At 62.2% G+C, this 20,002-nt stretch carries 21 protein-coding genes; 15 read left to right on the top strand and 6 right to left on the bottom strand.

Annotated features, from left to right (window positions below; translation table 11 throughout):
* Positions 1-52 precede the first annotated feature (52 nt).
* Positions 53-2,581, top strand: a complete 2,529-nt coding sequence (locus YP76_RS25940) for an alpha/beta hydrolase family protein (RefSeq protein ID WP_046766258.1) — start codon at positions 53-55, stop codon at positions 2,579-2,581.
* On the opposite strand, the gene YP76_RS27480 is transcribed toward YP76_RS25940, so the two are convergent.
* The 3 genes from YP76_RS27480 to YP76_RS25930 all read right to left on the bottom strand — a co-directional run bounded on the left by YP76_RS27480 (position 2,463) and on the right by YP76_RS25930 (position 5,975).
* Positions 2,463-4,172, bottom strand: a complete 1,710-nt coding sequence (locus YP76_RS27480; RefSeq protein ID WP_158230105.1) for an asparagine synthase-related protein — start codon at positions 4,170-4,172, stop codon at positions 2,463-2,465. The genes YP76_RS25940 and YP76_RS27480 overlap by 119 nt on opposite strands.
* Before the next feature lie 46 nt (positions 4,173-4,218).
* Entirely contained in the window at positions 4,219-4,851 is a 633-nt protein-coding gene (locus tag YP76_RS25935; RefSeq protein ID WP_046766257.1) for a lasso peptide biosynthesis B2 protein, read from the bottom strand.
* Between the two features lie 506 nt (positions 4,852-5,357).
* Positions 5,358-5,975 (bottom strand): GntR family transcriptional regulator, encoded by a 618-nt coding sequence (locus tag YP76_RS25930; protein ID WP_169576699.1) that lies wholly within the window; start codon positions 5,973-5,975, stop codon positions 5,358-5,360.
* On the opposite strand from YP76_RS25930, the gene YP76_RS28060 reads away from it, so the two are divergent.
* The 4 genes from YP76_RS28060 to YP76_RS27470 all read left to right on the top strand — a co-directional run bounded on the left by YP76_RS28060 (position 5,974) and on the right by YP76_RS27470 (position 7,696).
* On the top strand, positions 5,974-6,183 hold the full coding sequence (locus YP76_RS28060) for a hypothetical protein (RefSeq protein WP_046766255.1): 210 nt from the start codon (positions 5,974-5,976) through the stop codon (positions 6,181-6,183). The two genes, YP76_RS25930 and YP76_RS28060, sit on opposite strands and share 2 nt — an antisense overlap.
* A gap of 81 nt (positions 6,184-6,264) precedes the next feature.
* The gene (locus tag YP76_RS25920) at positions 6,265-6,801 is read left to right on the top strand and encodes a helix-turn-helix domain-containing protein (protein WP_082718746.1); all 537 of its coding nucleotides are present in this window, start codon (positions 6,265-6,267) and stop codon (positions 6,799-6,801) included.
* Positions 6,802-7,143: 342 nt separating this feature from the next.
* Entirely contained in the window at positions 7,144-7,437 is a 294-nt protein-coding gene (locus YP76_RS27475) for a type II toxin-antitoxin system ParD family antitoxin (protein WP_076605794.1), read from the top strand.
* Positions 7,391-7,696: a type II toxin-antitoxin system RelE/ParE family toxin gene (locus YP76_RS27470; protein WP_076605793.1), complete on the top strand. Its 306-nt coding sequence runs from the start codon at positions 7,391-7,393 to the stop codon at positions 7,694-7,696. Before YP76_RS27475 ends, YP76_RS27470 begins: the two co-directional genes overlap by 47 nt.
* A gap of 133 nt (positions 7,697-7,829) precedes the next feature.
* On the opposite strand, the gene YP76_RS25910 is transcribed toward YP76_RS27470, so the two are convergent.
* Both YP76_RS25910 and YP76_RS25905 read right to left on the bottom strand, forming a co-directional pair.
* A complete protein-coding gene (locus YP76_RS25910) occupies positions 7,830-8,729 on the bottom strand; it encodes a MucR family transcriptional regulator (RefSeq protein WP_046766253.1) in 900 nt (299 codons plus the stop codon).
* Positions 8,730-8,894: 165 nt separating this feature from the next.
* Positions 8,895-10,190 carry a hypothetical protein gene (locus YP76_RS25905; protein WP_046766252.1) on the bottom strand — a complete coding sequence of 432 codons (1,296 nt, stop codon included), beginning with the start codon at positions 10,188-10,190 and terminating at the stop codon, positions 8,895-8,897.
* A gap of 40 nt (positions 10,191-10,230) precedes the next feature.
* On the opposite strand from YP76_RS25905, the gene YP76_RS27465 reads away from it, so the two are divergent.
* Complete coding sequence (locus tag YP76_RS27465) at positions 10,231-11,247, top strand: lytic transglycosylase domain-containing protein (protein WP_052757585.1); 1,017 nt, start codon at positions 10,231-10,233, stop codon at positions 11,245-11,247.
* Here YP76_RS27465 and YP76_RS25895 read toward each other — a convergent pair.
* On the bottom strand, positions 11,228-11,758 hold the full coding sequence (locus YP76_RS25895) for a hypothetical protein (protein WP_052757584.1): 531 nt from the start codon (positions 11,756-11,758) through the stop codon (positions 11,228-11,230). The two genes, YP76_RS27465 and YP76_RS25895, sit on opposite strands and share 20 nt — an antisense overlap.
* Here YP76_RS25895 and YP76_RS28980 point away from each other — a divergent pair.
* From YP76_RS28980 to traC, 9 genes are all read left to right on the top strand, one after another.
* Positions 11,757-12,038, top strand: a complete 282-nt coding sequence (locus tag YP76_RS28980) for a hypothetical protein (protein WP_232307735.1) — start codon at positions 11,757-11,759, stop codon at positions 12,036-12,038. The genes YP76_RS25895 and YP76_RS28980 overlap by 2 nt on opposite strands.
* 290 nt (positions 12,039-12,328) lie before the next feature.
* On the top strand, positions 12,329-12,649 hold the full coding sequence (locus tag YP76_RS25890; RefSeq protein WP_046766251.1) for a hypothetical protein: 321 nt from the start codon (positions 12,329-12,331) through the stop codon (positions 12,647-12,649).
* A 57-nt stretch (positions 12,650-12,706) separates the two neighbouring features.
* The gene (traL, locus tag YP76_RS25885; RefSeq protein ID WP_046766250.1) at positions 12,707-12,997 is read left to right on the top strand and encodes a type IV conjugative transfer system protein TraL; all 291 of its coding nucleotides are present in this window, start codon (positions 12,707-12,709) and stop codon (positions 12,995-12,997) included.
* Between the two features lies 1 nt (position 12,998).
* A complete protein-coding gene (locus YP76_RS25880; protein ID WP_046766249.1) occupies positions 12,999-13,580 on the top strand; it encodes a type IV conjugative transfer system protein TraE in 582 nt (193 codons plus the stop codon).
* On the top strand, positions 13,577-14,380 hold the full coding sequence (locus YP76_RS25875) for a type-F conjugative transfer system secretin TraK (protein ID WP_046766248.1): 804 nt from the start codon (positions 13,577-13,579) through the stop codon (positions 14,378-14,380). Before YP76_RS25880 ends, YP76_RS25875 begins: the two co-directional genes overlap by 4 nt.
* Positions 14,380-15,717: a TraB/VirB10 family protein gene (locus YP76_RS25870; protein WP_046766247.1), complete on the top strand. Its 1,338-nt coding sequence runs from the start codon at positions 14,380-14,382 to the stop codon at positions 15,715-15,717. The genes YP76_RS25875 and YP76_RS25870 overlap by 1 nt, the downstream gene beginning before the upstream one ends.
* Positions 15,704-16,594 carry a DsbC family protein gene (locus YP76_RS25865; RefSeq protein ID WP_046766246.1) on the top strand — a complete coding sequence of 297 codons (891 nt, stop codon included), beginning with the start codon at positions 15,704-15,706 and terminating at the stop codon, positions 16,592-16,594. The genes YP76_RS25870 and YP76_RS25865 overlap by 14 nt, the downstream gene beginning before the upstream one ends.
* Complete coding sequence (locus tag YP76_RS25860) at positions 16,591-17,415, top strand: hypothetical protein (protein ID WP_061938797.1); 825 nt, start codon at positions 16,591-16,593, stop codon at positions 17,413-17,415. The genes YP76_RS25865 and YP76_RS25860 overlap by 4 nt, the downstream gene beginning before the upstream one ends.
* Entirely contained in the window at positions 17,415-20,000 is a 2,586-nt protein-coding gene (traC, locus tag YP76_RS25855; RefSeq protein WP_046766244.1) for a type IV secretion system protein TraC, read from the top strand. The genes YP76_RS25860 and traC overlap by 1 nt, the downstream gene beginning before the upstream one ends.
* Positions 20,001-20,002: the final 2 nt, after the last annotated feature.

Raw genomic sequence — 20,002 nt, 5'->3', positions numbered from 1 at the left:
GCGCGGCTAGGCCGCCGCTTCGCTCAGACCCCACCAATCAGGAATCCGTGACATGCGTTTCCCATGGCTGGCGGCGCTATGCCTGGCGATGGCCGGCATCGCCGACGCACGCCCCTATGGCGTGGACGATATGCTGCGCGTCGAAAGCTACGGCCAGGCGCTCATCGATCCCGACGGCCGATGGGTGGTGATCGATCGCTATCGCCGCTATGACAGCGCCGCGAGCTACCGCTATGACGGCTTTACCCGGCGGGGGCTGGGGGTCGTGATGCGTCTCGACCTTCAGCATGGCGGGCGTCTTGAACCGCTTTTTTCGCAGGATGATGGCGCGGGCTATTGGATCGCAAGCCTGTCGCCTTCGGCCAAGCGCCTAGCGGTTTTCAGGCTGAAGGACGAGATGCTCTCGCTCGGGATCGTCGATATGGCGACGCGGGAGGTGCGCTGGCTCCTGCAGCATCCCGTGACCTCACTGTTGCATCCGGCACCAGACTGGCTGGACGATCAGCGCCTGTTGTTGGTTGCAGCGGACAGTCCGGCGCTGCCGTGGCCGTTCGCGACGGGTAGCCGCTATCAGGCCGAGGTCATCCCTCTCTGGGCGCGCACGGCACGGGGGCAGGAGCCCGGTGTCTCAGTCGTTGGCGGCACAGGCGAGGCTGCGCCGCTTCCGCAGCGTCGACTTCTCATGATCGATGTCGAAACCGGACAGACCACCCAGCTTGGCGATGGACCGATTGCGGATGTCGCCATTTCTCCTGACGGCGCCTCGATCGCGCTGCTCCGCGAGGGACCGGAGCCGGTCATCCCTTTGAACGTCCCGGTTCGGTCGAGTGACCAGAACCGGCAATATCGACTGTCGGTCCTGCGCACTAAGGGCGGATTGGAACGGGAGGCCTGCATCGGCTGCGACATCCAGCCGGGTTTCCTCGAATGGGCACCGAGGAGCGACCGGCTGATGTTCTTTGCGCGAGCGCCCGGCCAAGATTGGGCGGCAGGCGAGCTACGTCTGTTTGACGCGCGGACTGGCCGCATTCGTGCAGCTTTCGACGACGTGACCCCCTTCCTGCCGCCCGACGACAGCGGCGTGCGTTTGGTGCGCGCGGGCTGGTGGGGCGAAGTTCCACTCGTCTTTGGCCAGCGGGGCGGGAGATCGAGCCGCTGGAGTGCTCCGCGTGCCGCAGCCTCCATCAACAAAGCTCTGGAGCGGCTGCCCTGTCAGCCACCATTGCTGCAGGCGGGGAGCGCCCGACTGCTCCTCGCCTGCCCTGATGGACTATGGACGATGGACCGCACTGGAAATTCCAGGAGGATCATAAAAGGTGGGCCGATCAGCATGCCGCGATCGACGAGCGAAAGCTTCGATATCGGCATTCGCGCCAACCATCGTTCGATTACTGCCATTAGCGACGATGCCCCCATTGTCATCCCGCAGGGTGCGCAGGCGCAGCTTCGTTGGCTAGGCTGGGCCAATCGAACGACTGATCACACAACCGATCCGATCACGCGCCTGCTTTTCGGCAGCAGGCGTGCAGGTATCGCGCTTTTGATCACGCGCGATGCCTGCGGTGTCGGCCGGCTCATGGCCTCGGGGCCGGCCGGCATTCGCGAGATCGATCGGACCAACGCCCATCTGGCAGATGTCGATCTGCCTGACATGCGGCCGCTGACCAACCCCGCTACGGGCCTTACGGATTGGCTGATCCGTCCAGCAGGAAATAGGAGCAAGCCATTACCGCTCATTGTCGTGCCCTATCCTGGGATGACCTTCACCATGGATCGTCGACCGGCCGTTGCGCCCGACATGGTCGCCGCGTCAGTCAATCCATTGCTGCTCACGAGCCTTGGCTACGCCGTGCTGATGCCCAGCCTTGTCGATGCGCGGGATGGCATGGACCGAGGTGCGACCCTTGGCACGCAGGTTGAGCAGGCGGTAGATCGGGCCATTGCGACCGGCTTAATCGATAGTGAGCGGGTGGCAGTCTACGGCCATAGCTTCGGTGGTTACACCAGCCTCAAGATCGCCACCCAAAGTCATCGCTTCCGCGCCTATATCGCGAGCGCGGCACCTTCTGACCTTGCGATTCAGCATGGCGCGCTGTCGCCGGCCGACCGGGTTGCACTTGAGGAGGGGTTTCCGCTGACGGTCGGCTTTGGTTGGGCGGAGGGCGGGCAGGGGAGCATGCAGACAGGGCCGCAGGCAGCGCCAGAACGCTATCGGTTGAGCAGTCCCTATTATCAGGCCGATGCGATCAGCGATCCGGTGCTGCTTATCCACGGTGATATCGATCCGGTACTCGCCATCAATTCCGAGCGGATGTTCACGCAGTTGCACCGTCGCGGCCGCGACGTGACCTTGCTGCGCTATTGGGGCGAAGCGCATAACCTTCGCAGCCCCGGCAATATCCGCGACATGTGGCAGCACATTGCCGCTTGGCTTGGCGATCGGCTGGCGGTCGGAGGAAGCCTCAAGCCCAGCGCTGCGCCCACAATTCCATCGCCACCAGCGTTGCGAGCAGCGAATGATCACCGCGCCAGAGCAGCGCTTCACCGTTCAGCATTGGCTCCAGCGCTGCGCGGTCGATAATATTTTGCCGCACCAGATGACCCTCGCGCAGAAGCGGCCCCAGGCGGTCGAGCTGAAGAGCGATGGCCCGGCTGTAGAAGCCGGTGGCCTCACCCTTTGTACGACGCTCGCGCACCGCTGGCGGCAGCCAGTCTGCCAAGACGTCGCGCGCGCCGCCCCGGTCGCGCTCGTCGGGAACCAGCTCCCATGTCGGCACGCGAAGGCAATGCTCGACCACCGGTTGCGACAGCATGGGATGGGCGAGCCGAAGGCCAGCGGACGTCAGCGTCGGTGCGTGGAATATCTGGCAGTTGGAGAGCATGGCGATCTGCAGCCGCTTGCCTGGCGGCAGTCGCTTCGCCTCCTCCATCCAGGGATGGAGCGGCAGACCTGCTTCCAACTGGGCACGCAGCAGCGCTCCGGCCAAAGCCGGCTGGAAATTGGCGGCCGCGCGCATGGGGAGTGGGCGCAGCGATCGCCAGAGCGACGACCAGATGGATCGGTTGGTCGATGCGGCGCTCTCAGCGAGCAGGCGCCAATAGGTCGGCCCAGGCCCTTTGGCGCGCAGCCGGTCAGCCGCGATGTGGGGACCGCGTGGCTGGAACAGCACCGCGTCGCCGCCCTGGCCGCTCAATATTGTCGTTGCGCCGACAAGGTCGGCGGAGCGCACCGATGTCTGGTCGGCAATATGGTCGAGACCATAGACGAGCGGCTGCTCTGGTCGCGATCGCTCCATATGCGCCATATAGTCGATCTCGCTGGGGTGGATACCGACCTCTACCAGGGGCACGTCCCAGTGATCGGCGACCGCGCTGGCAAAGCGGCTCTCTCCGCCTCCGGTCGCGCCCGGCACGAGATTGAGCGCGTGGATCGCCGGTCGGTCTTTGCGTCGGGCGAGGCCTCCCAGAATGAGGGAAGAATCAAGGCCACCCGACAGTTCGATCGAAACCGGGCTGGAGCCATTGCCCCAACCGGCAATGCAATTCGCCAGGACGCGCGGGAGATCGGCAAGGGGCGCCGGATCCTGGCGGGCGATCGCCGTCGGAGACCAGATGCCCTGCGTGGTGATGCCGTCCTTGCCGACATGATAGATAGTTCCCGGCAGGGGGATGGTGACATCCGTCAGCGCGCTCAGGCTTCCCACCCGTTCGGGCAAGGCCGTCAGTGTTGCGAGCGCGGACCAGTCGACCACGGGTCGCACGCCTACGCTGTCGAGCAATGCGTCGGGCAGGCCGCTCGTGATCAGCGTCAGACCATCGACCTTCCAGATATAGGCGCGCAGCGCCCCCGACGGATCGCGCATCAAGCTTGTCTGTTGGCGTTCCGGGTCGTGAATGAACGCGACGTAGCGGCCCCAGCACAGCCGGGTGATCGCGGACATAGCTTCGACGGGATCGGTGGAGGTCTCCAGCGCGGCGGGCAGCGAATCCTTCGGCAGCGTTCCCGGCAACAGGGAGCCGAGTACCTGGGTTCTGCCCTCGCGCGCAGCGTGCAAGGCCCATCCCGGATTCGGAGCGCCCGCCAGCAGCAAAAAGCCGGGGTCGTCTGCCTGCACCATGAGGTCGGGGAGGCGCGAGCGCAGCGCTCCGCCAATGGTTCGAGCGCGCTCCATGGTTGAGGCACCCGGTGGCGCCAGGAGTGCGCAAAACCGCAGGGGATCAGAAGCGGGCAATGGGGTCGTACCAGCGGACATGATCGGCCCAGTCATTGAGAACACGCCCCTGCCATTCGACCCAGCAATGGGCTTCGAAGGGATAGGTGCGAACGCCAAAAATCCATTCTGCCGCTACGCCGCGCTTGCGCAGCAGGCGGAGCAGGAGCCAGGACTGAACAAAACAGCGACCACTGCGCGGCAGCAGAATCCGCAACTGCCTGAAACGCTGAACGAGACGTATGACCCCTGCATCATCCAGCCTCACTTTCGCAGCGGTACGGATCGGGCGGCGCAGCAGCGCCTTGCGGCGAAGCCCATAGTGGACGAGGCCCAGGATCACAGCGGGAATGAGGGTCAGGCTGGCAAGGGCGTTGCCGCGCGGCGGCATGCCATCGACCGGCCATGTCGGATCGAGTATGGTCGGGACATGGTTGTCCACTGCGCGGAGCAGCCCTGCATCGATCACTTCACGGATGACGGGATTGCCGGGATCATGGTCATCACCGCGAAGGGCGAGAATGACATCCTCGCCATCAGCGCCCTGCAGACACAGATAGCTGTCGTCGGAAAGGTCGAGGAGGATGAGGTCTTTGCCGACATCGGCGGCACGAACATGGGGTGCAGTGGTGAGTGGCATGGAAAGCAGCCCAGGAAAATGGGGAGCGGCGTCAGATTTGGAGCCGCTCCCGTTGAAGGTCAGGGCCAGCAGAGGACAGGCATGAAGTCTTCGCTCTCGCCCATCTGCGTGATCGCACGGGTATCGCGCGAAACGCTGCCTAGGCGCCGAAGGCGCAGGGTCAGTGGCTTGGTCATTACAAACCTCCTTGGGGGTATGAAGGTCATCGTCCCGGCGGTGAGCCGCGAAGGTCACAGTGCGCCGAGCTATTTCATGAAAGGGAGGAGCGGCCTCCACAAAAGAAGGCCGCTCCCGGTGGGGTCAGGCGTAGGACAGGACGGGCAGAAATTCTTCCTGTTCGCCGGTCTGAACGATCGCCTTGGTGTCGCGGGAGACGCTGCCGAGGCGCCGCAAGCGAATGGTCTTCACTTTGGTCATCACGAACCTCCTTCATTGGATTTGCCGAACATCGGCATGTTCATGAGGCGCCCCGGCCCGAAGCTATTCAAATGATATTGAGACTATTTTCATTGTGTAGCCGATCGTGCGAGGGAATCGTGTCGCCGCGCGATTTCAAGGGCGGCTTTGCGACGGCGGCTGTAATAGGCGTTGGTAAAGCGCTGGAGGAGTCGCCGATCGCCCGCGGCAATAAGGGCGAGAAACTCAGCGGACTCAGCTGTCGGGTTGAACATTGTCGCTTCGGCGGGTTGCACGGGCGCCAGCCTTGCATCGAGATTGGCGGCGATCAGGCAGAGCAGTGAATTCGCGGTCTGGCCAGCGAGCGTCACCAATATGGTCCCGCTGTCGAACAGTGTTTCCTCAGCGCCATTGCCCGCGACGTTAGCGGACAGAACGACCGGTTCACTCAGCAGCGAAACCGCCGTGCTCTGCGCGACAGTGTAGAGCTCGCTCAACTCCACCGGGCCAAGCCGGGGTACGAAATAGCCAAGGCCGCGCCGCTCATCGAGCAGGCCTTCGCCCGCGAGGCGGGCCATGGCTTCACGAACCGGCGTTGGGCTGAATTTGCAGCTTTCTGCGCACCTGGCGACCGAGACATGTTGGCCTTCGGGCCAATAGCGCTCGCGTAGTGCCTGACGGATGGCTTTATAGGCTTGTAGATACGCCCTGTCTTCTGAGGTGCCCATGAACATTCTGCGTCCCTTCCAATTCGGAATCATGGAAGTTGCGGTCATGCAAGCCGCTGGCGAGGACAATTTGATCCATATGGGGTTAAATGGAGCACGTTTCGGATATTGGGGTCAAAGCCCGCAGTTGTCTGCCGATTTCCCGCAGCTATTTGCGCATATCACGCCAAAAAATGGCGCGGATTCGGCATTTAGCCGATCCATTTAAAATCAACGGTTTATTTGTGCCTGATTTTCTGGTTTTCTTGTGCAACTGGCGTTGCTCCCTGTCAGCGCCGGGCCAGCCGGAATGCATGGGAAAGATGTGGAGATGAGGGAAAAATCGACCGAAGAGACGCTCGACGTGGAGCTGATCGCGAAGGCCATGCGCATGATCCGCACGGAGCGCCGTCTGAAGCCATCCGAGGTCGCGAAGGTCATGGGTCTCCCTGTGCGGTCCTACGAGCATCTGGAATCTGGCAAGGGGCGGATAAGCTATGAGCGGGTCTGCCGATTTGCCGAGGCAACGAATAGCGATGCCGATGCACTGTGGTCGGTTCTCCAGATCGGGTCGCCGGAGTTTGCTCTGCTCTGCGCTGACAATAAAGGGATGAGTATCGTCATTTCTTTCATGCGCGAACTCCATGAAAAACTCGGCGAGGATATGATATTCCTGGAACCCGGCGCCATGATTGGCGGCATGTCTAGGCTCGTCAATGAATGGGTCGCGCACGTCCGCCAGCGCGACACTTATGCCGAGAAATGGTTGGAGCTGCAGAAAGGCAAATCGCGTAAGTCCGCCGCTTTGCCGGCTGGGTTGAGAAAGGGGCGGCTTGCCGAAACCTGAGCGAGCCATCATGTTCGGTGCATCTTTTCGTCGGAATAACATTTCAAACCAAAAGGGCTTTTTTGTGAAAGTTTAGGTCTCCGCATTGGGCTAACAGCGATAGCTGCCTGCACTTTGGCGCAGTGGATCGCGACGGTTCGGGATCCGCATAGATAGAGCCAACGTGATCCCGACCACCGTCCTCAGAGTCGACGGCCGTCGACCCGAATGCCAGTTCGAACCGCGCCTTTCGAATCTGTCTGCCCTCCAATCACTTGTAGTGGTGCGGCAGGCCGCTATGTCAAAAATTGCGCATCTTATGTTATCATGCTATGCCGCTGAGGGACATGAATGGAGGGTCGGGTGAACGTTTCTGTTGGCGAACGCTGGGAAGGCTTTGTGGAAACCGTGGTTAAATCCGGCCGTTACGGTTCGGCAAGTGAGGTTGTGCGCGAAGGCCTTCGCCTGGTCGAGGAACGGGAGGTCAAGCTAATATCGCTGCGAGACACGCTGAACGCTTCGATCGCCGCGCGTGGCGAACATGACGCTGACGATGTGCGGAGTCATCTGACGCGTGTGTCGGAAGAATTGAACCGCAGCAAAAAACTGAGTGCGTCGCCTCGTCTATCTGACGTCAGCCAGAAACGATCTGGCTGACGTCCTGCGTCGTATCGCGGCTGAAAGCGGGGATCTGGCGGTCGCTCAAGCCTTTGTCGAAAAACTCGTGGCCCGATGCGACAATCTTGCCGATCTGCCCGGTACGCTTGGAACCCATCGCCCTGAATTGCGGTCCGACATCCGGTCTCTTCCGCATCAGGGGTATGTCATTTTCTTTCGTTACGGCGAGGAGCGTGTGGAAATCGTGAATGTTCTCAATGGTCGCCTGGACATCGAGCGTTACTTCGAAGGCCACTAAAGATGAGAATTATGCTGGGCGTAAACGCCGGAGATTTTTGCGGCTGTCCGACATCGATTGACTGCTGATGAAAGAACAGCCCCGACAATGCGGGGCTGCCTTCAAAATTGCAGGTCTATTTGGCGTCCGGCGATCAGCCGTTGGCCGGGGGCACCTCCGCCTTGGCCTTCGCATCCCCATTCAACGCCGGGGCGGCTGTCTTGGCGGCCTTTTTCGGGGCATCCGCAGGTTTGGCCGCCTTAGGCGCAGCAGCCGGCTTGGCCTTGGGCGCGGCTTTCGCCTTGGGAGCGGCAACAGTCTTCACTTCCGGCTTGGCGGCAGCTTCAGTCTTTGCAGCGGGCTTTTCATCCTTGGGTGCGGCGATCGACAGGCGCTTGCGCGCATCAGCCTTTGCCGGTGGGGCCTTGGCCTCTGCGGCAGGCGCTGATTTCACCGGGGTGGAACTCTTCGGCGCGGCCGTTGCCGCGGCCGAAAGAGCAGCAGGCTTCGCCTTGGCATCACCATTCACGGCCTTCTTGGCGGGAGCGGGCTTGGGCGCTGCCTTGACCGGGGCTTTCGACTTTGCCGGAGCGGGTGCGCTCGGGGCGGCAGCGGCCGGCTTCACTTCGGCGGCGGGGGCAGCCGGAGTAACGGACTTGCGGCCAAGGCCGATCTTCGAGGCAACGGCGCGGCGCGCGTCCGAGTAGCTGCTGGCGACCAGCGGATAGCTTTTGGCCAGATTATAGCGGGCGCGATATTCCTCCGGGGTGAGGCCATGCGAGGCGAGGTGGCGCTTCAAAGTCTTATACGGCTTGCCGTCAATCAGGCTCAGAATGTGATCGGGCGAAGACAGGCTCTTACGTACCGAGACAGCCGGCGTGTAAGTCGGCGCTTCGGATTCTGCCGGGGCCGGATTGAGTTCATTGACGAGCGCGGCGCGCGTCGACTGGATCAGGCCGGCAAGGTCGGCACTCGGTACCGTATTGTTGGAGACGAATGCGCTCACCAACTGAACAGTGAGGGTAGTGATATCGGAAGAATTGTTGTCGGCCATGCTCGCGGACCCGTCTTCGAGGGATGTTCTGCGCCTCATGCGCGCAATCCAGAAAAATGTAAATCTCCAATTGCATCGATCAAGACGAGATGAGTGAACGACTTGGCGTCTGCCATGGTTCCAGTTGCGTCTGTCCTGTAAAAAATATGGTGAATCAGATTAAAGTCATGACAGGATCATGTCGATCAACATTGGCCCTATTCGTCGGCGCTCCGCGTCCTTCGGTGTGACTGGCAAGACAGGCGCGATCTGTTGCATGCGTGGCAAGGTGACGGCCTTCGCCGCGAGGTAGACATCGTCGTGAAAACCCATCGCCTCGATGATCAATTGCCGTACTTCGCCGGACTCCCGCGAACGAGCCTCGATCATGAAATCGGGCCTGCATGGTCCGAAGTCGGTTAGTCGATCGAAGACCGGCTTTTCGATCGAGAGATCAATATTCATGCGATTGAGATGCTGCTGGGCTTCCAAAAGCTGTCGCAGGACCAGTCGTTCGAACTCGCTATCTACTGGAACAAAGCGGCGTCCTGAGTAGATGGGCTGTGCATAGGCGCGCAGTGGCGCGAAGCCGCGGGACTCTGGATATTGCCCGATAACGACCAGGGCGAGATAGGGGCCTTTGATGACATTGGTCCGCACCGATGGCGACTGCACGCGATTGGCAATCAGCACCGGATCGCAGCCGGGCACATCGATACTGCTGCCTTGGAAGGCAGGGGCGAACAGGGTGAGGAAAGCCTGGGGCGCATGGCCGTGCGGCCATCGCTCGGAGAGCCTGCGCAGCGAGGCATAGACCTGTTTGCTGTGAAGCGGCCCGGCATGGGTCCAGAACGCGCTCGCCAGTTCCACGCCAGGCGCGATCTCGATCTTGGCGGCGGCCTGTCCCAAGGCTTTGAACTCGTCCCCGATCGACATGGGACGGTGTTGGTGACTGATAGGCTGGCAATGGTTGAGGCCCGCAGCGTCGATCAGTCGCCAGAGTAAGCGCGCGAGACGGGGGATCGACGCGTTTCGCGTACGGTCATCGGTCAAATCCTCTTCCGGCTTTTGGGCGAGATTTTGAGGGGCGGGGCGCAAGACCTCGAAAAAGCCTGCGGGCGGATCAGCCGGGTTGAGAGGGCTTCGCACCTCGGTAATGCGGTTCGTCGCCTGGTCGCGGAAGAAGGGGCAGTCGGTCCGATGTTCGGGCCGCTTCGCACTGGTGAGCCGCCGCAGATAATAGGTTTCCGCTTCGCTCAAATAGGCCGGCGTCAGGATGGGCGGCGGCTGACCCTCCTCCAGGCAATCACAGGCAATCCACTTCTCGCCAATGCGCGCCTGCTGGACGAGGAGAATGCCCGCCTCCTCATCATGATGATCACCCACGCCTTCATACCAGCGGACGAGCGCCATGCGGACAGGGGGAGGGAGGGCTATGCGCCGTGTCTGGAGGCCGTCGCTATTGCGATCAATTAACCACATGAGGGCCTCGCCGAGCGGCACCGAGGGGAGGGGTGTCCGGATGCTCCGAATTGACAGCCGCCATGGCGCTGATCTCCACTTGGGCTTCAACAGTCAGGAGGATGGTATGCACAAGGCGTTGCTGTTTGCTGGAATGATGCTCGTGGGGACCGATGCCGCAGATGCTGCGCCTCCCAGGAATGTGCGGATCGTGCAGATGATCACGATGGGCGGAAGTCCATCTGTAGATGGGGAAAACGGACCGAATGCGATGACCGGCGCAGTCGTCGAACGCCTTGGTGAAGGGCACGTCGCGCTTGCAGGTGGCCCTCATCGTCGATCGGTCGAAATCGAGATGGCGAACAGTTTTGCGGAGCGGGGGCCGGTGCCCATTGATAGCTGGAACGACCTTGGTCGCGGCGGCCCGGCGAACACCGAAACGCCCACGGGTGCCCTGACAATCCCGTCGTGGATGACCCGCTCGCCGCTCTATCCTTCGGCGGCGGCGCGCTGGGTACCGGCTTGCCTGCCCATTGCCTACCGCCCGACAGGGTTTCTCAAGGCGGACGCGGAGAACCGGCGGCAGGGCTATTATGGCCTGATGAGCCAGGTTGCCTGCGAATTCGGCATCCCGGTCGGCCTGTTCGACGCGATGATCATCCAGGAGAGTCGTTATCGCCATCATATTTTCTCGTCCAAAAATGCCTATGGATTGACCCAGCTCATGCCCGACACAGCAGCGGAATTGGGGGTCGATCGCTACGCGGCTGACCAGAATTTGCGCGGTGGTGCGCGCTATCTGCGCCGACAGCTCGATCGTTTCGGTCAGGTCCATCTGGCGCTTGCCGCCTATAATGCCGGGCCTGGCCGGGTTCGCAACGCGACGATCCCGCGCATCCGAGAAACCCGGCTCTATGTCGACGCCATATTGCACAATTGGTCGCTGCTGAGCGGTGTCGCGGTACCGAACCGGCGCATGGAAACGCTGCCGATGCCCGGCGATGGGTGGGACCAAGGCCCATACCGCATCGTGCGAGTTTCGACATTTCAGGAACGGATCAGAAGCGCAGATCGGTGAGCGCATTGCGCCGTTCAACGACGCGGGTGATCTCATGCGCCATGCGCTTGGCAACCGCGTTGGAGAAGGGCTCCGACCATCCACGGCGCAGCTCCGTGCCGTCAGCGCCTTCGATCTGCGCCAGAGCGTCGAGCAGCTTGCGGGGGAGATCGAGATAGAATTCCGCGAGCAGGGGCAAGAGCCGGTTCAGCCGGCTATCGCCATATAATCCGATATGGATGAGTGCTTCGCCCCTGAGCCAGGCCTGCAGGATATGGATGTCGAGCGCGTCGAGCAGCATTGCAAGCTCGGGCACGGTGATCGGCGGCCGCTTGGCCACATTGCGGTGCAGAACAGCGCCCAGGCGACTTTTGCCGATGCCTGTCGCGCCGGAAAGATCGCGGACACTCAGGCGCTTGTGCGCCATATCTTCGAGGATAACGGCAAGAAAGCCCGCCTGCACATCCGCGCGCCTGTCATTGGACCTGGAACTGGATTGATTGGGGTCATCACCGTCAGATTGCCATACCATGTCTTTCTCCCTGTTGGTCGCTCGTTACTTTTCCCCCGGATTTGCGCATAGTTGGGCTAAGAAATGGGCTGCCCGACCCATCGTTCTTGGCCCAAACGGAAAGCTGCTGGCCCTTGAATTCAAGGGACCAACTGACTTGCCGCAGTGCAAGATGCGGCCCGGCGAATTCGATATTCAATCAATTTTCATGCGATTGCGGGAACCGAGTCAAAGGAGCGAGCCCGAGCATCCTGTTTTGCCGCCGGAGCAAGTGAAGTTCTGGTCGGTTTCGATATCATGACGCCCTGAGATGGATGATATCTTCAAATCGGCAAATCCGTGAAGACTGTCCGAATCAGCTTCAATGCAATATTCAACTGTCCGCAATCGCGGGCAGAAATCCGCGAGATCGGACAGTTGCCCGCGAGCGCGGACAGTTTCGCGCAATTTTCTGTCGAGGCTCACGGGATTGTCCATTTATTTTCTGATTTGAGGACTTTTTCGCCGCTTCCTTCTTGGTGAAGAGCCGGAACGCACCCAGCCTTTCTCTGGAGCACGGATCAGCCGCGCTCGGAACATAAGGAACATCTCATGCAGTCTGTTCTGAAACAGGCCGGGCGCTTGGAGATGGCGGTGCTCGCGCTCGCTTTTCTCGGCTTTGCCCTGCTGCTGATGGTTGGCCCCGCCTTTGCCGGCGCCGACACGACCTTCGATACGGCGGAAAACACCTTCACCGGGTTTCTCGAAGGCTCGGGCGGTCGGATCATCACCATCCTCTCGCTGGTCGGCGGGGTCGTGGGTCTCGCATCGGGCCGTTTCTCGCTGGGACAGATCGCCATCCCCGTGGGCGTCGGCGTGGGCGCGGGCACCGGCGTTCCCATCGTCACCTCCACCGTCACCGCGACGATCTGAAGCTTCAAGTGGTCCATAGTGGCTTTCAGCCACGCCGGACCGACAAGAGGGTGGTGTATGGCACAGGACAAATATGTGATCCCGGCTCATCTGGATGATCCTGAATTGATAGGGCTCTGGACGCTGGATGAGTTCCTCGCGCTGATCATACCGTTCACGTGGGGTATCCTGACCCAGCATATCTTCATTGGCGTAGCGCTTGCGGGCGCGGGTTGGTGGGGACTTAAAAAGGCAAAGGCTGGCCGGGCGGGATCATGGCTTTTGCACCTGGCCTATTGGCATCTTCCGGCCGGTTTTACGGGCCTGAGAGCCACACCACCTTCCTATCTCCGGCTGATGGCAGGCTGATATGGACCTTAGCTACCAACATTCGCACCACCAGCGAATCCTGCGGCAACGCAATCTGCTGTTCGCGGCCGTCGCGGCGCTCGGGGCATTCAGCCTGCTGCTGCTGACCATGACCCTTTTTCGCGGTCGGGAGATCGTGCTCCAGCCGGTCCTGCGCTCGCCGCTCACCATTTCCAGTTCGGGCGTCAGCCGGGACTATCTGGAGATGATCACGCGTGATGTCGTGGTGCTGACCCTCGATCGCAATCCGCAAAATCTCGAATATTGGATGGAGAGCGTGCTCGCCATCGCTTCGCCGCGGGCACAGGGCAAACTCAAGGCCGATCTTATGCGCATTGTCGAGGAGCAGCGCGGGTCGTCGATATCGCAGTTCTTCACCATCCAGTCGATGACCATCGATACGAAGGCGCTCAGCTCGGAGGTGACCGGCGAACTCCACACCATCGTCGGCAGCAAGGTCGTCTCCAAACAGCTGCGCACCTTCCGCTACCGCTGGGAATATGCGGGCCTCACCCTGAGGCTCATCGGCTTTGGCATGGTGGAGGATGAGAAGGGCCACCGTGAGAAGGGGAGGGCGTCATGATGTCGGCTTATGTCATCGGCAGCGCAGCGGGCGGCCTTGCCTTTCTCTCCCGTCTCCAATGTTTTGCAAGCCGGATGATCGGCCTGCTCCTGCTCGGGCTGGCGATGCTCCTCATCAGCGCACCGGCCTTTGCCGACCAGAATATCGTGGCGGCCGACAGTGCGCAGGTCGATTGCCAGGCATCAGCCAAGGACCTGACCCGCATCAGCCTGGTTGAAGATGAGTTTGCCAGCGTGTCGAAAATCTCGACCGGCAACCCGACCGAGGATTTCTCGGTGGTGAACGAGCCTGTTCGCGGCGACATCTATCTCTCGGTGCCCGACGGTTTCCAGAAAGGTGCGCTGTCCTTCTTCGGAACGAGCAAGCGCGGCTATGTCTACAAGTTCCTCTGCCGGATCACAGGCGATCAGGCCGCGCAGATCTTCGTCACCAATCCCGCCATCGCTCGTGAGAGAGCGGAGGAGAATAGCCCGCAGGGCAAGATCGGACCGCAGGACGCGGCGGTTGCCTTGATGCAGGCGATGGCCGCCAATGGCTCGGCGCCGGGCTACGAGATGCGGCAGCGTTCGCTCCGCCCTGTCTATGTGGGCACGCTCAAGGTGCAGATGATCGCGGAATATCGCGGCGCGGATTTGACCGGCAAGGTGCTGCGCATCGAGAATAAGGGGGCGGCGGCCATCGAGCTTAATGAAGCGACGGTTGCGCCGTCGGGCACGCTGGCCGTCTCGATCGCCGAGCCGCGCCTCGGCCCCGGCAAGATCACGACCGCCTATCTCGTATCGCAAAATGGGAGGCCCTGATGGCATTGGCTGATCTTTTTTCGCGCAAGCGCCGGACGCTCGATGCCGATCAGGAGGCGGGCGAGGGCGTCTCCCCTGTCAGCGCTGACCTCGCCGGCAACGAGGCCGTCCGCCGCAAGCAGCAACTGCTTCTCGCCGGCGCAGCCGGCATCGGCCTCATCGCCTCCTCCTTCTGGATCTTCAGCGGTGACGAGAAAAAGGAGGATCCCAAAGCCACAAGCGGCGAAGAAATCGATGTCTCGACCAAGGATCTGGTGAACCGCAACCTCTCCCAGCAGGAGTGGATGGCGATGTCGGAAAACCAGTTCCAGGCCCAGGAAAATCAGCTGAAGGCCGTGGGCGGCCAGCAGCGGCGGATGGACCAGCTCGCCTCGCAGGTCGAGGCGCTGAAAGCCCAGAACCAGTCGATGCAGGCCGACGGGCAGCGGGTGCTGACCGCTTATCAGGCAGAAAATGAGCAATTGAAGCGCCAGATTTCCGAGCGGCGCACGGCACAGCCAGCGATGGCAGGCCCTTCCGCGCTCTACGGCCCCAATGGCCCGCAAGTCTATCAGCGGCCCGATGCACCGGGCGACGCAGGTGCGGTGCGCGCCGATGCGCTCCCCCGCGGCAATGAGGTCAAGATGGTGAGTTTCACCAGCAGCGATAGTGGGATCGCGTCCAAGGTCGCCAAGGGCAATACCGTCTATACCGACAGCCCCAATTATCTCCCGCCCAACAGTTTCGCTCGCGCGCGGGTGATTGTCGGGGTCGATGCAAGCGCGGGCGTCAACAGCCAGACCGATCCGTTGCCCGTCGTGCTGCGCATCACCGGTCCCGCTCGCTCGGTCTTCGCCAATGGCAAGCTGCTCACGACCAAAATCGAAGGCTGTCTCATCAATGGTGCCGCGCGCGGCGATCTCTCGAGCGAGAAAGTCTATGTGAAGCTCCAGAAGATGACCTGCCCGCAACCGGGCGGCCGCTATGCGGTGTCCGAGGTCAAGGGGTTCATCGCCTTTGGCGGCAAGACGGGCGTGCGCGGCCGGGTGGTGTCGCGCGAGGGATCGCTGGTCACCCAGGCCTTCATGGCGGGCCTGGTGGGCGGCTTTGGCCGCGGCTTTTCGGCCAATGCGAACAGTGTGTTCCAGGGCACCAACATCTCGACCAATGGCAAGCGTGACAAGCTCTCGACCGGGGACATCCTCGAAGGCGGGCTTGGCGAAGGCGTCGCCCAAACCGGCGACATTGTGTCCAAATATCTGATCGAACGGGCCGAGCAATATCAGCCGGTGATCGAGATGCCGACCGGCATCGATGTCGAGATCGTCTTCCTGGAGGGTGTTTATGTTCGCAACTAGGCTGCGGCGCCTTGGGCGCTTCCTCTCATATCGACCTGCATCGATCGGGTTAGCCTTCGGTTGCGTCGGCCTCGCGAGCCTCAGCCTCGCGGCCGATGTTGGCGGCGCGGAGGGCGGGGTCAGAGAGGCGCTGAAGGCCCGGCTCCCCAAGACCCAGGTTGGCGCAGTCGATTGCCAGAAGGTCAGTGGCTTGTGCGAAATCACCGCCGGCGCCAATCTCTTCTATGTCGATCCCGCCGCACGCTACCTCATCATCGGCCGTGTCTATGACATGCAGACCCGCCAGGACCTGACGGCAGCCAAGCTGCTGGAGATGAACCCCGACATGCTGGTGGGCGCGGCAGCCTCGGCCAATGCGGCGGCGAACCTGACGGGCGAGGATGCGCAAAAGGCCGCCTTCGCCGCTGCCGCCAAGGGTGGCCGGATGGAAAAGCCGACACCGGAACGCCGATCGCCCAAGCTCTCACTCGAAAGCCTCGGCAAGGACGGCGCCATCATCTGGGGCAATCCGCAGGGCCAGAGCCTCACCATCTTCACCGATTTTCGCTGCAGCTATTGCCGCGCGCTGTCCAATGTCCTGCGTTCGATGAACGTCAAGGTGATCGAGCGGCCGATATCGGTCCTGGGCAGCCGCGACATTGCCGACCGCGTCTATTGCGCGAAGGACAAGGAGCGGGCCGTACACGCCGCCTATGCCGGAGAGCCGCTGGCGGGCGGCGCGACCTGCGACACGTCGGGGCTTGATGCCAATGAGGCTTTTGCTCACAAACACGGCCTCAATGGCACGCCGGTCATCGTCCGCAGCGACGGTGCGGTGCTGGAAGGGTATCGCCCGCGCGAATTTCTCGAAGCCTGGCTTAAGGACGCACGGTCGTGAGCGGGGCCGTCACGACAAGGCCGCTGGCCGCGATGATCAGCAGCGTCCTGGCTTGCCTTCTTTCAACCGGCTGCGCGAGCCTTGGCGGTAATGTGAAGGGCAGTTTCGCCTGCGCCGCGCCCGATGGCATTTGTGCGCCGAGCGCGGTCATCGATGATCGAGCGCTCGCCATGATCACCGATGATCCCTCGGCCACGCCGACCCCAGCAGGGCCCTATGAGGAGCAGCGCAAGAGTCCGGCGGCCACCAAGGTCGCGGCGGCTGAGCCGGTGCGCATGGCGGTCAGCGCCGACGCCACGCGCAGCCGCGAGCGGTTGATGCGCATTGTGTTCCCGGCTTTCATCGATGAAGGCGGTCGGCTCCATGAAGCGAGCGCCATCCGCGCCGTGGTCGCCCAGGGAGAATGGCAGAGCGCGCCCGAACCTCAGGAAGCGGTCCTGCCGCGCAACGCGTTTTCGGCCGCGCCGCAGATGCAGAGCCTGGCCGAGGCCGTCACTACCACCGAACCACCGCTCGCCGTTGATCCCGATCTGCCGACGCCGGCAGCCGTCGAAGCGGCGCGGGCGCGGAAGGCGGATCCCGTAGCGGCCATCAAGGCTGATGTGGCGCGTCGGCTTGGGACCGCCGCGCGGGCCGGTTCGCCGTCGGTTCCGACACCTTCCGCGCCGCAAGCGGCCTCATCTACCCCAGCGGCGCTTCCGAGCAAGCTGGTTCCGGCGAAAGGCGCCGCCGCAGTTTCCGTGCCCGCGTCGCCTAAGCCGGTCGTCCAACCCATCGTGCGGGCAACCGCCTTTCCTGCCGCCATCCCGGAGGATGAATGATGGCTGATCCCAATATTTTCGAGCGCCTGATGGCGGGGATGCTGGGCGACACCAAGCGCCCGGACAGCGGCCGCCCGGATCTCGGCGTCCCGATGCTGGCGCATTGGTTGCCCTACCGCAGCTACGACGCGAAGAGCGGCATCTTCTACAACAGCGCCTCGCGCGGCTTCGTGCTGGAGGTGGCGCCGATGGTGGGCGCGGATGAGCGCAGCGGCGAGATCCTTGCGCAATTCCTCTCCGAAGCGATCCCGACGCCCGGCTGCCTGCAATTTCACCAATGGATGAGCCCGCGCGTCGGCGAGCTGCTCTCCAAATGGTATGTGCCGCGTTACCGGGCGCACGGGATTTACGAGCGCATGGCCAAGCACCGGGTCGAGCATATGACCCAGGGCGTCTGGACCTCGCTCTCGGCCGACGCGCCCTTTGGCCTGCGAAACCACCGTGTCGCCATCTCCTATTCGACGCCGGAAAGTTCGCGCGTCTCCAACGAGGAGATTGTCGGCGTCATGGACGGGCTCATTTCCGCGCTGGCCTCGATCAACGTCACCGCCCGCAAAATGGACCCGCCCGCGCTCATCGCGTGGATCGACGACATCACCTCGCCCACCACCGCGCCGGGCGACGACGCGGTGAGCTATAATGCGTTCGATCCCATCGCCGACCAGGCGATCCGGCGCGATGTCGAGATGCGGGTTGAGGCGGATCGCATATTGCTGCGCACCGAGCGCTTCCGTCCCACCGGCCGCGAGATCGACGGTACCCCCGAGATCGGCGAGATTTACCCCGACACCTTCGATGTCCGCTCCTTTTCGGTGCGCAACTTGCCCCAGCGCTGGGCGCCTTGGGATGTCGCGCGGCTGATCGGCGACATGTTCACCGACAAGCTGCGCATGCCCTGTCCGGTCGCCACCAATCTCTGCATCGATTTTCCCGATGTCGAGGCAGCGTCCAGCAAGGCGGGCTTCAAATTCATGCGCACGACCAGCCTGGCCGACAGCAAGTCGGCGCGCTTCCTGCCGCAATTGAAGGAGCAGAGCCAGGAATGGCGCTATGTGAATGACGAGATGAAGCAGGGACGCAAGCTCGTGCGCCTCTTCTATTCGGTTACGGCCTTCTCGCCCAAGGGGAAGGGGGATACCCATGAGCGGGTCCTCAAATCCGTCTATCGCGCGGCGGGCTGGGATCTGCTCGACGATCGCTATCTCCAGGTCATGGGCCTGCTCTGCGCCATGCCCATGACGATGGCGAACGGCCTTTCCAAGGATCTCGAGCGCATGAAGCGGATGCGCACGATGCTGACCACTACGGCCGCCAATCTGGCGCCGATCCAGGGCGAGTATCTGGGCGGCCGGACGCCGCATCTGCTGTTGATCGGCCGGCGGGGCCAGCCCTTCTTTTGGTCACCCTTCGAGAATGCGGCGGGCAATCATAATGTCGCGGTGTTCGGCAAATCGGGGTCGGGCAAATCGGTCGCCCTCCAGGAACTCTGCGCCTCGCTCTGCGGCGCGGGCGCGCGGGTGGTGGTGATCGACGACGGTCGCTCGTTCGAGCACAGCGCCAAGCTCCAGGGTGGCGCCTTTGTCGAGTTCACCATGTCCTCGGGCTTCTGCCTCAATCCCTTCAGCATGATCGACGCCGATCTCGCCGCGCGCGACGAGGATTATCAGCTCGACTGCATGGCGATGCTGAAAGCCATTGTGAACCAGATGGCCCGCCATATCGACCGGCTGAACGATACCGAGCGGGGCCTCATCGACGGGGCGGTGAATGAGGTCTGGGAAGAAAAGGGGCGATCCGGGTGCATCGATGATGTGATCGCGGCGCTCGACCGGACCGGCAACGAACTTGCCAATGCGCTGGGCATCGCCATGCGGCCCTTCTCGTCGCGCGGTACGTTCGGCAAATTTTTCGAAGGCGAGGTGTCGTTCGAACTGTCGGCGGACCTCACCGTCTTCGAGCTTTCCGATCTTTCCGCGCGCGAGGAATTGCGCAGCGTGGTGCTCACCGCGATCATGTTCCTCTCCCAGCAGATGATGCGCAAGATTGACCGATCGATCCCCAAGGCCTTGCTCCTGGACGAGGCCTGGCAGATGCTGCGCGGCGGCGCGATGGCGGACTTCATCGAGACTTATGCGCGCACCTGCCGCAAATATGGCGCGTCGCTGGTAACGGCGACCCAGTCCTTGAACGACTATTATAAGTCGCCAGGATCGATCGCGGCACTCGAAAATAGCGACTGGTTCGTCATTCTCCAGCAGAAGCCGGAAACCATTGCCGACTTCAAGAAGCATGACCGCTTCGAGATGGATGACTATACCGATGCATTGCTGCGGTCGCTGAAACGCAACGGTTTTGAGTATTCCGATATCATGATCAAGGGACCCGAGACATTGGCGGTCGGCCGCCTCGTGCTCGATCCCTATAGCGCGACGCTCTTTTCATCGAGCCCCAGGACCTTCGCTGCGATCGAACACCTGGTGGCGCAGGGTCTCACCATGGAGCAGGCGATCGAGCGCGTCGCATTCCCGGACATGCCGGAAAAATGGTCGGCGGACCCGGGCGATCTTCCCCTGACAGCGGAGTGATG

This window comes from Sphingobium chungbukense (genome assembly GCF_001005725.1).
Taxonomy (GTDB): Bacteria; Pseudomonadota; Alphaproteobacteria; order Sphingomonadales; family Sphingomonadaceae; genus Sphingobium; species Sphingobium chungbukense.
The sequence above is the reverse complement of the archived record's forward strand: the minus strand, read 5'-3'. Positions and strand labels throughout refer to the sequence as shown.

Bases quoted from the DNA above. Each gene is read 5' to 3' on its own strand.
- traC (WP_046766244.1), top strand. From the start codon at position 17,415: ATGGCTGATCCCAATATTTTCGAGCGCCTGATGGCGGGGATGCTGGGC.
- YP76_RS28980 (WP_232307735.1), top strand. From the start codon at position 11,757: ATGTCTTTCTCCCTGTTGGTCGCTCGTTACTTTTCCCCCGGATTTGCG.
- YP76_RS25920 (WP_082718746.1), top strand. From the start codon at position 6,265: ATGCATGGGAAAGATGTGGAGATGAGGGAAAAATCGACCGAAGAGACG.
- YP76_RS25930 (WP_169576699.1), bottom strand. From the start codon at position 5,975: ATGGGCACCTCAGAAGACAGGGCGTATCTACAAGCCTATAAAGCCATC.
- YP76_RS25895 (WP_052757584.1), bottom strand. From the start codon at position 11,758: ATGGTATGGCAATCTGACGGTGATGACCCCAATCAATCCAGTTCCAGG.
- YP76_RS28060 (WP_046766255.1), top strand. From the start codon at position 5,974: ATGAACATTCTGCGTCCCTTCCAATTCGGAATCATGGAAGTTGCGGTC.
- YP76_RS27480 (WP_158230105.1), bottom strand. From the start codon at position 4,172: ATGGAGCGCGCTCGAACCATTGGCGGAGCGCTGCGCTCGCGCCTCCCC.
- YP76_RS25940 (WP_046766258.1), top strand. From the start codon at position 53: ATGCGTTTCCCATGGCTGGCGGCGCTATGCCTGGCGATGGCCGGCATC.
- YP76_RS25865 (WP_046766246.1), top strand. From the start codon at position 15,704: ATGTTCGCAACTAGGCTGCGGCGCCTTGGGCGCTTCCTCTCATATCGA.
- YP76_RS27465 (WP_052757585.1), top strand. From the start codon at position 10,231: ATGCTCCGAATTGACAGCCGCCATGGCGCTGATCTCCACTTGGGCTTC.
- YP76_RS25935 (WP_046766257.1), bottom strand. From the start codon at position 4,851: ATGCCACTCACCACTGCACCCCATGTTCGTGCCGCCGATGTCGGCAAA.
- YP76_RS25910 (WP_046766253.1), bottom strand. From the start codon at position 8,729: ATGGCCGACAACAATTCTTCCGATATCACTACCCTCACTGTTCAGTTG.
- YP76_RS25890 (WP_046766251.1), top strand. From the start codon at position 12,329: ATGCAGTCTGTTCTGAAACAGGCCGGGCGCTTGGAGATGGCGGTGCTC.
- YP76_RS25905 (WP_046766252.1), bottom strand. From the start codon at position 10,190: ATGTGGTTAATTGATCGCAATAGCGACGGCCTCCAGACACGGCGCATA.
- YP76_RS25880 (WP_046766249.1), top strand. From the start codon at position 12,999: ATGGACCTTAGCTACCAACATTCGCACCACCAGCGAATCCTGCGGCAA.
- traL (WP_046766250.1), top strand. From the start codon at position 12,707: ATGGCACAGGACAAATATGTGATCCCGGCTCATCTGGATGATCCTGAA.
- YP76_RS25870 (WP_046766247.1), top strand. From the start codon at position 14,380: ATGGCATTGGCTGATCTTTTTTCGCGCAAGCGCCGGACGCTCGATGCC.
- YP76_RS25875 (WP_046766248.1), top strand. From the start codon at position 13,577: ATGATGTCGGCTTATGTCATCGGCAGCGCAGCGGGCGGCCTTGCCTTT.